12 protein-coding genes are annotated in these 12569 nt (G+C 61.9%); all 12 read right to left on the reverse strand.

Features of this window, described 5'->3' with window-relative positions:
* Window positions 1–16: 16 nt before the first annotated feature.
* The 12 genes from AC1ROK_RS21985 to scpA all read right to left on the reverse strand — a co-directional run bounded on the left by AC1ROK_RS21985 (window position 17) and on the right by scpA (window position 12510).
* Entirely contained in the window at window positions 17–562 is a 546-nt protein-coding gene (locus tag AC1ROK_RS21985) for a D-glycero-alpha-D-manno-heptose-1,7-bisphosphate 7-phosphatase (protein ID WP_492850893.1), read from the reverse strand.
* Window positions 559–1245, reverse strand: coding sequence for a sugar phosphate nucleotidyltransferase (locus AC1ROK_RS21990; protein ID WP_492850895.1), 687 nt, complete (start codon window positions 1243–1245; stop codon window positions 559–561). Before AC1ROK_RS21990 ends, AC1ROK_RS21985 begins: the two co-directional genes overlap by 4 nt.
* On the reverse strand, window positions 1246–1839 hold the full coding sequence (locus AC1ROK_RS21995; protein ID WP_492850897.1) for a D-sedoheptulose 7-phosphate isomerase: 594 nt from the start codon (window positions 1837–1839) through the stop codon (window positions 1246–1248).
* Window positions 1824–2849, reverse strand: a complete 1026-nt coding sequence (locus AC1ROK_RS22000; protein WP_492850899.1) for a GHMP family kinase ATP-binding protein — start codon at window positions 2847–2849, stop codon at window positions 1824–1826. The genes AC1ROK_RS21995 and AC1ROK_RS22000 overlap by 16 nt, the downstream gene beginning before the upstream one ends.
* Complete coding sequence (locus AC1ROK_RS22005) at window positions 2846–3808, reverse strand: GDP-mannose 4,6-dehydratase (protein WP_492850901.1); 963 nt, start codon at window positions 3806–3808, stop codon at window positions 2846–2848. Before AC1ROK_RS22005 ends, AC1ROK_RS22000 begins: the two co-directional genes overlap by 4 nt.
* 2 nt (window positions 3809–3810) lie before the next feature.
* Window positions 3811–7242: a methyltransferase domain-containing protein gene (locus AC1ROK_RS22010; RefSeq protein WP_492850903.1), complete on the reverse strand. Its 3432-nt coding sequence runs from the start codon at window positions 7240–7242 to the stop codon at window positions 3811–3813.
* 432 nt (window positions 7243–7674) lie between these two features.
* Window positions 7675–7917, reverse strand: coding sequence for an acyltransferase family protein (locus tag AC1ROK_RS22015; protein ID WP_492850905.1), 243 nt, complete (start codon window positions 7915–7917; stop codon window positions 7675–7677).
* A 23-nt stretch (window positions 7918–7940) separates the two neighbouring features.
* The gene (locus AC1ROK_RS22020; RefSeq protein ID WP_492850907.1) at window positions 7941–8642 is read right to left on the reverse strand and encodes an ABC transporter ATP-binding protein; all 702 of its coding nucleotides are present in this window, start codon (window positions 8640–8642) and stop codon (window positions 7941–7943) included.
* Window positions 8642–9430 carry an ABC transporter permease gene (locus AC1ROK_RS22025; RefSeq protein ID WP_492850909.1) on the reverse strand — a complete coding sequence of 263 codons (789 nt, stop codon included), beginning with the start codon at window positions 9428–9430 and terminating at the stop codon, window positions 8642–8644. Before AC1ROK_RS22025 ends, AC1ROK_RS22020 begins: the two co-directional genes overlap by 1 nt.
* A 115-nt stretch (window positions 9431–9545) precedes the next feature.
* Window positions 9546–9971, reverse strand: coding sequence for a methylmalonyl-CoA epimerase (gene mce, locus AC1ROK_RS22030; protein WP_492850911.1), 426 nt, complete (start codon window positions 9969–9971; stop codon window positions 9546–9548).
* Window positions 9968–10375, reverse strand: coding sequence for a hypothetical protein (locus tag AC1ROK_RS22035; RefSeq protein ID WP_492850913.1), 408 nt, complete (start codon window positions 10373–10375; stop codon window positions 9968–9970). Before AC1ROK_RS22035 ends, mce begins: the two co-directional genes overlap by 4 nt.
* Window positions 10372–12510, reverse strand: coding sequence for a methylmalonyl-CoA mutase (scpA, locus tag AC1ROK_RS22040; protein WP_492850915.1), 2139 nt, complete (start codon window positions 12508–12510; stop codon window positions 10372–10374). Before scpA ends, AC1ROK_RS22035 begins: the two co-directional genes overlap by 4 nt.
* Between the last annotated feature and the right edge of the window lie 59 nt (window positions 12511–12569).

Raw genomic sequence — 12569 nt, forward strand, 5'->3', positions numbered from 1 at the left:
GACGACCGCCGGCAGCCTAGACGAGGAAGGCGACGGCCTCACGCAGGTCGGCGATGCGATGGACTTGAACATGGTCCTCGATCCCATCGGCCCGACCAGATTGCAGCAGCAAAAGCGTGCCCACGCCGGCTGCATGACCAGCAGCGATATCGGTGACCTGATCGCCCAGCAGGATCGAGCCGGCCAACTCCACCTGATGCTTGGCGGCGGCATCCAGGATCATTCCCGGTTTAGGCTTTCGATTGGGCGAGTCCTGCTTGTATCGGCCGGTGCCATGGATGGGATGGTAGGGGTCGTACAACACGTCAGTGATTGGAATATCTCGCCGGGCGAACTCGGCGACCATCCAGCTGGTCAGCGCCTCGAAGTCTGCTTCGGAGTACATACCACGGGCAATTCCCGCCTGGTTGGTCACGACAATGATGAGATATCCGAACCGAGCGGCCGCGGCGGTCAGGTCGAATATGCCGTCCACGAAGTCGAAATCTTCTGTTCTATGAACATACCCATGGTCATGATTGATCACGCCATCCCGATCGAGAAACAGCGCGCGACGCTTCAACTAACAACCCGCTCCAGCTCGGTCTGTGCGCGCCGATAATCTTCGGGCACGCCTATGTCGACAAAGTAGCCGTCGCAGATGTGGACGGCGAATTGCCGATCGCGCACTGACTGCTCGAGGAACGCTTCGAGTGAAAACGGATCACTCAGGGTCGTAGTGTCGAAAGCGGTTCGATTAAGTAGATAGAATCCTGCGTTTATCAGCCCGGGCCCCGTCGACTGATGACCGAACCGAACCACTTTACCGTCGGCGACCTCCAGGCGGCCATAGCGGTCACCCCCTTCGACCGGCCGACCCACGATAATGGGCAGGCTCTGCGCCGCCCATTGAGACTCGAGCTGCTGGATGTCCACATCAAGGAACGTATCGCCGTTGACGACGAAGACGTGGTCTGAAGACACCATGCCAAGGCTTGCGCGGACCGCACCCCCGGTTCCCAACGGCGTCTTTTCCTCGCAGTACTGAATCGTGAGGCCTTCGAAGCTCCTGCCAAAATAGCTTTTGATGGCGTCCGCCAGGTAACCAACCGACAGAACGACATCAGTGACGCCTTGGCGAGCCAGACGGGTGAGGAGCAGCGCCAGAAACGGGTGCTGTCCAATTCTCGCCATCGGCTTGGGGAGATCCGGAACCACCGCGCGGAGCCGAGTCCCTTGCCCGCCGGCCAGAACTATCGCCTCCACTCACTTACCTCCGAACATGGCGGCTTCCACCAAGCCGCACACAATGTGGCCGATGACCAGGTGCCCCTCCTGGATTTTGGGCGTTTCAGCCGACGGAACTGCGAGATAGTAGTCGGACAACTGCTGCATGGGTCCGCCGCGATTACCGGTGAAGCCGATCGTCGTCACGGACATTTCACGCGCAACCTCCAGGGCGTGCAGAATGTTGGCAGATCGTCCCGATGTAGAATACGCGACGAGCACATCGCCTTCCCGGGCCAAGGCCTGCACTTGGCGGGCAAAGAGGCGCTCGTAGCCGTAGTCGTTCCCAATCGCGGTGAGAATGGATGTGTCCGTCGTCAGGGCGATGGCCGGCAATCCGGGGCGATCGAACAGGAACCGACTGACAAACTCGCCAGCTATGTGCTGCGCGTCGGCCGCACTGCCACCGTTGCCGGCCAGCAGCAGCTTGTTGCCGCGGCGGAACGCCTCGGTGATCTTGTCCGCGGCTGCGTTGATCAGGTCGACAATCGTTTCGTCCGAACGAATTGCCTCGATCGTTGCGATCGTCTTGTCCAGTTCGGACAAAGCAAAGCTCTTCACGTCCGCCGCCATGCGTGAGCGCCCATTTCCGTGCAACTACAAGTCATTACAGTTCCCCCGAAGCGACTAAGCTCACGCATCACAGCTGGGCGCCGGGCCGGATCGGCCAGCAGCATCATGAAACCGCCGCCGCCGGCGCCCGACAGTTTGCCTGCCAGCGCCCCCGCGCCAAGTGCCGCTTCGTAGATCTCGTCAATCTGTGGGTTGCTGATTGCAGACGCACTTTGCTTCTTGGCCACCCAACCGTTCTGCATCGAACGCGCCAGGGCATTCAGGTCACCACGGAGGATAGCCTCCTTCATCAGGGTCGCTTCCTCCTTGATGCGATGCATTGCCTCAAGGGCCCCAGCTCGATTCTCCTGCACGTTGGACGATTGCGCCTCGATGATCACGGCGGAAGACCGCGATATGCCCGTGTAGTAGAGCACGAGGGAAGACTCGAGTTCAGCCTTGACCTCGGCCTTGACGCGCAGGGGATTTACGATCACCCGATCCTTGTAGAACTCCATGAAGTTCAAGCCGCCGAAGGCGGCGGCATACTGATCCTGCTTGCCTCCCGACATTCCAAGATCCACGCGCTCGATGTCATAGGCGAGCTGCGCAATCTCGTACTCACCGAGCGAGAGCTGCAGCCACTCGCAGAAGGCCTGCACCATCGCCACCACCATCGTCGAGGAGGAGCCAAGTCCCGAACCGGGAGGGGCCTCGCAATGGGTGGTGATCGAGACGGGCATCGCCTTGCCGGCGCCGAAGTCCCGCACGATGCGATTATAGGTCCCAATGTGCAGTTCAAGCCCGGCGATCGTCGGCAGCTGCGGGGCAGCCGTAAGCACTCTCGAGAGGCCGCTATCGGCGGCCACGAGTTCTACCTGATCGTCCGATCGTGGACTGATGGTCGCGTAAGCGTACTTGTCGATGGTGACATTGAGGACCTGCCCACCGAAGAGCTCGGTGTATGGAGAGACGTCCGTTCCGCCTCCCGCCAAACCGAGCCGAAGGGGCGCGCGTGCTCGGACGATCATTGAACTGCCCCGGCCGGAAAGGCGCGCCAATAGTCGAGCATGTCGCGGAGCGTCTGTTCGATGTCGTGCTGCTGCTGCCACCCGGTGGCTGCCACCAACCTCGAGGAATCGCCAAAAATCACCTTCTCGTCCGTCGGACGGAGGAGGCTTGCGTCGATTTCGACCTCGAGTGGAATACGTACGTTCTTCTGGATCAGTTCGACCAGTTGACGAACCTGGTAGAGCTTCGCGCCGCTGACGTTGTAAACTTCGCCGGACTGCCCTTGTTCCGCAAGCAGCTCGAGAGCGACGATCAAATCCCTCACGTCGGTAATAGCTCGGAACGTTTCCAGGTTGCCCGCGCGCAGGACGGGGGGCAGCTCGCCCCGCTCGATGCTAACCGCTCGCTCGGTGAGATCTGCGCAGACATCGCCCTTCTTTCGGGGGCCGGTGGTGTTGAATATCCGCGCACAAACCGTGCGGAGGCCGAAATTCCGGCAGTACTGCATTGCCAGCAACTCGGTCGCTACTTTGCTCACCCCGTAAGGGTGGAGGGGACGCATGGGATGCGTTTCCTTGACCGGTATCTGGTCCTGCGCGACATCTCCGTATTGCGCGCTGGAGCAGGCGACGACCACCTTGGCGTCGAGCCGCGCCTGCTTGATGCTGTCGAAAACGTTCGCTGTACCGACGACGTTGGTCTCGAGCGTCTCCGATGGCGCGGTCCAAGAGAGCGCGGGATAACTCTGAGCCGCAAGGTGGTAAACGAGGTCGGGCCGGACGTCGTTGATCACCGCATCAACCTGCTCACGGTACCTGATGTCGCAGCGGCGCAACCTGCCGGCATGCCAAGCGTAGTCTTTGGCCTCGACGGTAGGGAGGAATGAGGTACCGACAACCTCCCTGCCGCGCGCCACCATTGCGTCCATCAGATAGCTTCCCACGAAGCCGGTAGCGCCAACTATCAAAACTCTGGTCATAACTACTTAGCTCGATCGTTTGTGATTTTCGACAGCCGCTCTGCGACAGACCGGTAAGGAGCCGGGTCCATGTCCTTGGCCAGAACCTCCCAGAGTGCGTCCTCTGAAAATGACCGCCGGGCGAAAGCTTGCGATGCTTGCGACAGCTCACGCCACGCATCGTCATCGGTGAGCAGCTTGACTATATTGCTCGCAAACTCGTCGGCGCTGTCTGCAACCGAGATCACGTCGCCGCTGTCCTCGAAGCCCTGGGCTCCGGCAGGCGAGGTAACGCATGGGAGCCCGAACCGCATGGCCTCGACAACCTTGCCTTTCATGCCGCCGCCGTACTTCAACGGCGCTACCGCCACGCGCGTGTCACGATACTTTGCCTCGAGCGTGGCATCGTCGACATAGCCGGTGACGGTGATGTTGTGCCGTGCGAGTTCCATGACCGAGGCGGGAGGATTCGACCCCACGATCGAGAGGTGGGCTTCCGGAACCTCGGCAAGGATAAGCGGCATGACTTCGTTGGCAAACCAGATCGCCGCCTGGGCATTTGGCCGGTGGCCGAAGCCAGCCACAAACATCATGCCCTTTCGGGACGGGAGATTGTCCCAGGGCGCGGCTGGAAATGAACTGAAGGCATAGACCGGGATAGTATGCGCTTTCCCCGCAACCCCGGCACGACGCTGGAACTGGGCCACCTGTTCAGTCTCCGTCCGTGAGGGGTAGTAGGCGACGTCAACCGCCTGCCACAGGCTGTGCTCCCACTGCTCGGCCTGCCGCACTTCCCGTTCGGCCACGCTTCCCGGATCAGCCTCGATCTGCCGCTTCAGTCGCTCGTAGTGAATGTCGTGCCCGTAATACAGAATCCTGGCTGACGTGTTTCGACGCAAGGTCGCGATCAGCGGCTCGGATATGTGAGGCCTGCTAAGCAGGACGTATTCGAAGTACTTCCCGTTCTCCACCAGCCAGTTGTCGAACTCTCCAGCAAATTCCGGACCGTACGCAACCTCGACCCCCAGGCGCTCAAGTTCGGGCGTATATTTTGGATCGTACCAAAGGTTGTCGGGCCAGAACTTTACGCTCATGCCCTTGTTCAGGAACAGATTGATGAACTGCCACATGGTGCGCGAGCCTGCGTCCCGGTCCGGTTGCGGCACGTAATGGTCGATCACCAGAACAGACTTGCGCAGTGTCGACCTGTCTCGAGCCAGGAAGGCCGCCTGGCCGTTCCGGAAATGCTCCGACCGCAAGACCCGCTCCCACCGAGCGAAGAACTTGCGTTGGTTGATCACCTGGTGCGCCTTGCCACTCGAGGTCTCATCCGTCCCGTGCGAAATGCCCTCGTGATGAACCACAACCGAGTCCGGCAGGTAGTATACTTTCAGCCCCTTGTCGCGGGCGCGGAACGCAAGGTCGGTATCTTCGCAATAGGCCGGAGCATATAGCGGGTCGAAGCCATCCATCTCGTCGAACAGCTTTGCCCTGATCAGCAGGGACGCACCCGAGACGTAATCAACCTCTTTGACATAGTTGAAGACGCTGTCGGAGGGGTTTTGAAGTCGGCCGTAGTTCCAGGCATTGCCGTCGGCCCAGACGATCCCACCCGCCTCCTGCAGCCTGCCGTCGGGGTAGACGAGCTTCGAGCCGACGATGCCGCAATCTTCACGTGCCTCGGCAAAGCGCACGAGACTGTCGAGCCACCCGCTCGTGACTTCGGTGTCGTTGTTCAGAAAGTAGAGGTACTTGCCTCGGGCCAACTCGGCCGCGCTGTTGCAGGTGCCGATGAACCCGAGGTTCGTCGGGTTGGTGAAGAACCGCAGCCCCTCGACGCGCTCGAGCCGCGCCACATCCGGATCACCTGAGGCATCGTCGACGACCAACACCTCCACCGTTGCGGTGGGCATGTTCCGCATGATCGATTTGAGACAGGCTGCGGTGTAAGGCAGCTTCCCGTAGGTGGGGATGATGATGCTCACCATCGGAGCGGCGTGCTCCGCAAAGCGAATGTCGCGAAGCTGGTCCTCGACTGCACTCTGATCGACCGGTGTCGCGGTCAGCGCAACGACCTGCCTGAGTTCCTGTCGCTTTGACCATGCCTCAAAAGCCGGAACACCAGCGAACAGCCCCCCTGCCGTACGGAACACGGCCGATGCCAGGCGCTCCTTGGTACGTCTTGATAGCGGGAGGGCGTGATAAGTCCCGCGCGCTGCACGGATCAGCACCGGCCGCGTCGTCGAGAACGCTTCCGAGAACTGTCCCCTGGCGAGGCGAGCAATGAAGCGCAGGGGCTTGGTTGCCCGCCAGGATCGCGAGCGAATAAGGGTGGCATTTCCCACCGACAGTTCGTCAAGGCGCCTGTTCAGAGAGTGCCTCTGCTCCGCCTCCTGCTTGAGTTGCGCCTCGCTGCGGGCCACGCGCTGCTCAGCATCGGAGAGCGCGTCGGCGGTCCTTCGCAGCAGCTCCGCTGAAGGTTCCGCATTGGCCTTGAGTTCAGCGAGTTCGCTGGCCAGTTGGGCCGCAGCTTGCCTCTGCTGATCGAGGTCGCGGCTGCTCACCGCATGAACCTGGGAGAGTTGATCATAAGCCGTGCGCTGGTGCGCCAGATCGCTGTCGCGCGCCGCGAGCTCGGCCCGTATCGCGTCGCGCTCCGCTTTCATCGCCTCAAGTTCACGATGCACGCCGGATGCCCATTGGAGGACCTTCTGGTTCTCCGAGAACAGATCGTCAGATCCATCCTGCAGCACTGAGGCGGCAAGCGCCGGCAGCGACCCACGGTTGCCGCACACTGCGATGTAGTAGCGGACGTGATCGAGCTGAGGTACGGCGCCGTCGGCAATCACACCCCCCACACCGACGAGGATGGAGCGGTATTCGGACCGCTCCGCGTCGATCGGCGCAACCGCCGAAGCGAGGACGAAACGTTGTCCGTAGATCTCGACGTCTGCAAACTCCTGCCCGATGAGGGCGCGAAACTCCGTCAGGTCCAACTCCCTGACATGGTGCGGGTTTTTCTCGTAGCGTTCGTCGGTGTAGACTTCACGGTTCGGGGTGGAGATGATCAACAGCCCATCGGGGCGTAGCACCCGGCGTATTTCGGCCAGCATCTCCGACTGAGCAGCCAGGTGCTCGAGCGTCTCAAACGAGACGACGACATCAAAGCTTGCGCTTTCGATGGGGATCGCGGCCACGTCGCCAACCGCAAACCGCAGATTTGCCATCGGATAGACGGAGGCCGCGTGTGAGATGGCCTCGGGGGCAATGTCGATGCCGACAACCGACCTGGCGATTGCGGCCAGGGCAGCGGCGCCGTAGCCCTCACCACATGCGATATCGAGGACGTCCTTGTCCTTTACCAGCGAAGCGGCGACCGCGTAGCGGTGCAGGTGCTCGTGGCGAATCTCGCCCCGCTCGCTCGGCACGTAGCGTTCCCCGGTAAATTCCAACAAGTCTAGCTCCGTCTCTCTCGCTAGCGCCTAATCTTGCGGAAAGGGGGCCGCAAGCGACGCTGTTCAGGTTTCCCTCGCGCTGAGTCGCCAGGCAGCCACGTAGCTAACACATCAGCGAGCGGAATGGGCAGACCTGGCGTCCGCATCTGTGATCGTCTTGGCACGCCTATTCAAGAGCGGGGAAACGTCACCACAACGAACCATTGACGGACGCGGGGGTACGGGTTGCCTTCAAAGACGCCAGGCAGCTTAGAGCGAACGTCAAACACCAGCGCGGTGCGGAGATAGTCCCAAGTACGCGGATCTTGGAAGTACTCTGCAGTCGGAGGCGTCGCACTGATCGCTCCGACGAGCAAAGCGGTCCACAACAGCCACACTCCCAATCCAGGGACTATTCTGCGGATGCGAGCTAGTGGGTAGCCCGACAAGGTCCTACCCTCGTAGCGACCTGAGGATGAGGAACCCGCTGACAATGAAGAATACTGACACCGCGATGTCACCGCCTGATGTCGAAAACCTTGAAAGCGGGTCGGCGTTGCCAGTCAGGGGAAAACTGTGACTGATCAGCACCAAGATGGCAGCAATCAGTCGAATAAGATTAGGTTGTTGGCCTTCGAGTTGAACCGAGACCCATCGAGCAGGCCACACGCTCGCCTTGTGATGCGGGCGCTGCACTGCTTTCCACTAAGATCGGTCCTCTATCGAAACGCCTTCGCCCTCCCCTTCTCTAGTTCCAGGCGCTTGTTGCATGACTTTGCCAACAGCTCTTCGCTGTGGCTCGCCAGTACGATGATACCCGCCCGGTCCGCCAGTGCATTCATGCGATCCGTTGCCTTCTTCTGAAAGCTCGCGTCGCCCGCCCCGATCCACTCATCCATCAACAGAATCTCGGGGTCCATCGTCGTGGCGATGGCGAAGGCTAAACGGGCGCCCATGCCTTGGCTGTAGCTCTTGAACGGCATGTCGATGAATTCGCCGAGCTCGGAGAACTCGATGATCTCCTCGGTGCGCTCGGCGATCTGGGCTTCCGTCCAACCATTGATCAGGCCACGAAGCAGGATGTTGCGGCGGCCAGTGGCCTCGGGGCGGAAGCCGAGGTTGATGTTGAACAGGGCATCGACCTTGCCGCGGATATCGAGGCGACCGGCGGTCGGCTCGTAGATGCCGTAGAGCACCTTCAGCAGCGTGGTCTTGCCGGCGCCGTTGGCGCCGACGAGGCCCAGGCGGTCGCCGGCCTCGAGCTCAAAACTGACGCCATCGAGTGCGGTGACGAAGCGCCGCGAGCCGCTGCCCGAGATGGTGCCGCCGGTTTGCGGGACGCGCGTATCGCGCGGCCGCAGCGTCAGCTTCTCGCGCACCTGGTAGTTGAGGTGCAGATCGTGGGCGCGAATGGAAACCATCAGACGATCAGAGCCACTTTGCGACGGAACACACCCAGCAGGACGATAGCCCCCAGCCACATTGCCACGGTAATAGCGAGGCAGACGGCAAGCGAGCTCAGCGGCGCGCTGCCGTTGACGATCGGCTCGCGCACGATGGCGAGGAAATAGGTGAAGGGGTTCCAGTAATAGAGGACGGTGCGGATGGCATCACCATCGGCGGCGCCCCAGAACACCGGGGTGGCGAACATGCCGACGCGCATGAGGTTGCCGACGATGAACTGGCTATCGGGGAAGAACACCCCGAGGAAGCTGAACACGGTGATCACCGCGGGCGACGCGACCAGAACAACGGCAACGCCGAGTGCGGACCACATCCAGGCCGAGGTAATGCTGACGCCAGCCAGCAGCAGGATGACGACGCATCCGAGCAGGGCATAGCCGGAGCGGATCAGGTTCTGCAGGGTCAGCCGCATGACATAGACGGAGAGCGGCAGGGTGGTGCCCTTGATGAAGCTCTCTTCGCGCTCGAACAGTGAAACGGCCTGGGTGATCGTGTCGGTGATGTAGAACCACACCAGCAACCCCACGCCGATGTAGATGGCGTGCAGCGGATCGAGCGGCGGCGGTGTAAAGATGAAGATGAACGTCGCAGCGAACGCGAAGTAATTCACCAGGAGCCACAGTGGACCGAGCGTGGTGCGGCGGTGTTGATCGAAGATGTCTTCACTGGCCAGCGTGATCCAGACGCGCCGCTGCTCGTATCCGCCGACAATGTCGGTGAGCGCGTTGCTGAGAATCTTGAGCATAAGGGCCCCGGGCGATTTCCGTGCGCTCGCGTAGCACAGGGCGAGCCCGAGGCCAATTGCAGCGATGCCACTGCTGGGGATTGCGACTGCCGACCGGCCAATCGGCAGTGGCCGATCACCCGGGCTGCAGCTCCGGCTTCACCTCTTCGAGCTCGATCAACGTCCCATCGAAATCCTTTGGGTGGAGGAACACCACGGGCAAGCCGTGGGCGCCGATCCGGGGTTTGCCGTCGCCGAGGACGCGGGCGCCGGCTTCGACCAGCGTGCGGATGGACGAGGCGATGTCGGGCACTTCGTAACAGACGTGGTGCATGCCGCCGGAGGGGTTGTTCTCGAGGAACTTCCTGACTGGCGAGTTCTCGCCAAGCGGCGTCATCAGTTCGATCTTGGTGTTTTCGAGGTGGACGAAGACGACGGTGACGCCGTGCTCGGGCAGATCGTGCGGGTGGTGCACGTCGGCGCCGAACAGGTCGCGGTATTTTGCGGCGGCAGCTGCGAGATCCGGGACGGCAATGGCGACGTGGTTGAGGCGGCCGATCATGGGTCTCGCATCCTCACATCCTTGAACGCTTTCATCAGTGATTGCCGGGTGGTGATGTCACTTGTCTCGCAGCGCCAGAATGTCGAATCCACGGCGTGCAGGACTATCCAAGATTCACCACCTTCGCTTCGGTCAAAGCCGCGAAACGTTCCCCAGATCACCTGAGGCGAAGACGATGCAATTGCCACCAACTCATCGCCGGAGATGGACCTTCCAGTGTTTGCCAGGAGGCTGAGGTGGTCATCTCCTACCGACGCTACCTCGAAGTAAGCCTCGCCGTTCGGATAAACGAAGTCGACTACTTCCCAGCGCGACGCCAATGCCCGTTGCGGCAGAGCGGCCAGAACTCGTTTCAAGGTCAGAAAGGCACGCCGATCAAGGTCCCAGAGCTCGATCGCCTTCATCGGTTGCTCAACCTCCCCTCGATCTGGTTCAGCACCGAGAACGCGGCTTCGAGCACGTTGGTGCCGGGGCCGAAGATCTCCGCCACGCCCGCCTGGCGCAGGAAATCATAATCCTGCTCAGGGATGACGCCGCCGACGATGACGGTGACGTCGCCCAGGCCCCTGCCCCTGAGTTCGCTGATCAGCTCGGGGACCAGCGTCTTGTGGCCGGCGGCGAGGGAGGAGACGCCGACGGCGTCGACCTTCAGTTCGGCGACGTGGTCGGCGACCTCAGGGGCTGTCTCGAACAGGTCGCCCATATGGACGGTGAAGCCGAGGTCGGCAAAGGCGGTGGCGATGACCTTGGCGCCGCGATCGTGCCCATCCTGCCCCATCTTGGCGATGAACAGCGCCGGCGGGCGCTTCTCCTTGTCTCTGAACGCGGCAATTCGGCTGGTGAGCTGGGCGTATTGCGGGTCAGCGGCGTAGCTTTCGGCATAGACGCCGGAGATGACGCGGGTGACGGCCGAGTGACGGTTGAAGACCTGCTCCAGTGTGGCGGAGATCTCGCCGAGGGTGGCGCGGGCGCGAGCAGCGATGATGCTGGCAGCGAGCAGGTTACCGTTGGACCTTGCCTCATTCTGCAATGACGCGAGCGCAGCGGCCACGGCGTCAGGGTCGCGGGTGCGGCGGATTTCCGCAAGGCGGGCGACCTGTTCGTAGCGCACCTTGTTGTTGTCGATCTCGCGGATGGCGATCGGCGCTTCGTTTTCGAGCCGGTAGCGGTTGACGCCGACGATGACATCCTCGCCGCGGTCGACGCGGGCCTGGCGCAACGCGGCGGCTTTCTCGATCTCGAGCTTCGGTGTGCCGGCCTGCACCGCGGCGGTCATGCCGCCCTGGGCCTCTACCTCGGAGATCAAGGCACTGGCGCGCTCCACCAGGTCGGCGGTAAGCGCCTCGATGTAGTAGGAGCCGCCGAGCGGATCGACGACATCGGTGACGCGGCTCTCGTGCTGCAGGATCAACTGGGTGTTGCGGGCGATGCGGGCGGAGAATTCCGTCGGCAGTGCAATGGCTTCGTCGAAGGAGTTGGTGTGGAGGCTCTGGGTGCCACCCAGCACCGCAGCGAGCGCCTCGATGGTGGTGCGGACGATGTTGTTGTGTGGATCCTGCTCGGTCAGCGACACGCCGGAGGTCTGGCAATGGGTGCGTAACACCAATGACTTCGCATCCCTGGCCCCCAGCTGGGTCATGAACTTGTGCCACAGCGTGCGCGCGGCGCGGAGCTTTGCCACCTCGAGGAAGAAGTTCATGCCGATGCCGAAAAAGAAGCTCAGCCGCGGCGCAAAGGCATCGATATCGAGGCCACGCACCTGCGCCGAACGGACGTACTCGATGCCGTCGGCGATGGTGTAGGCGAGCTCTTGCACCGCCGTCGCTCCGGCCTCGTGCATGTGGTAGCCGGAGATCGAGATCGAGTTGAACTTCGGCATATGCTCGGCGGTATAGGCGATGATGTCGCCGACGATCCGCATGCTCGGCCCGGGCGGGTAGATATAGGTGTTGCGGACCATGAACTCCTTGAGGATGTCGTTCTGGATGGTCCCGTCAAGCTGCGCCTGCTTCACCCCCTGCTCTTCCGCGGCAACGATGAACATGGCGAGCACCGGCAACACGGCGCCGTTCATGGTCATCGAGACGCTCATCTGATCGAGCGGGATGCCGTCGAACAGCATCTTCATGTCCTCGACGCTGTCGATGGCGACGCCCGCCTTGCCGACATCGCCGGTGACGCGAGGGTGGTCGCTGTCATAGCCGCGATGGGTGGCGAGGTCGAAGGCGACGCTCAGGCCCTTCTGGCCGGCAGCGAGGTTCTTCCTATAGAAGTCGTTGGATTCCCGGGCGGTGGAGAAGCCGGCATATTGCCGGATGGTCCATGGACGGTTGGCGTACATGGTGGCGCGGACGCCGCGGGTGAACGGGGCGGCGCCGGGGAGTGACGCAGCGACATCGGGGTCTGTGACGTCCTCGGGGAAATAGGCCGGCTTGATCGGGAGATCACCATAGTCGCGGTTCAGCGACTCCACAGGGGTGTCGCGCAGGTCCTTGCGGGCGAGCTTGGCCCAATCGGCGAAGGTGGATTTTGCAGTCATCGGGGCTTCCCTCCCCCCTCCCGACCTCCCCCACAAGGGGGGAGGTGAAGAGTCGAGTT

The organism is Devosia sp. GW821-FHT12F11 (assembly GCF_058806655.1).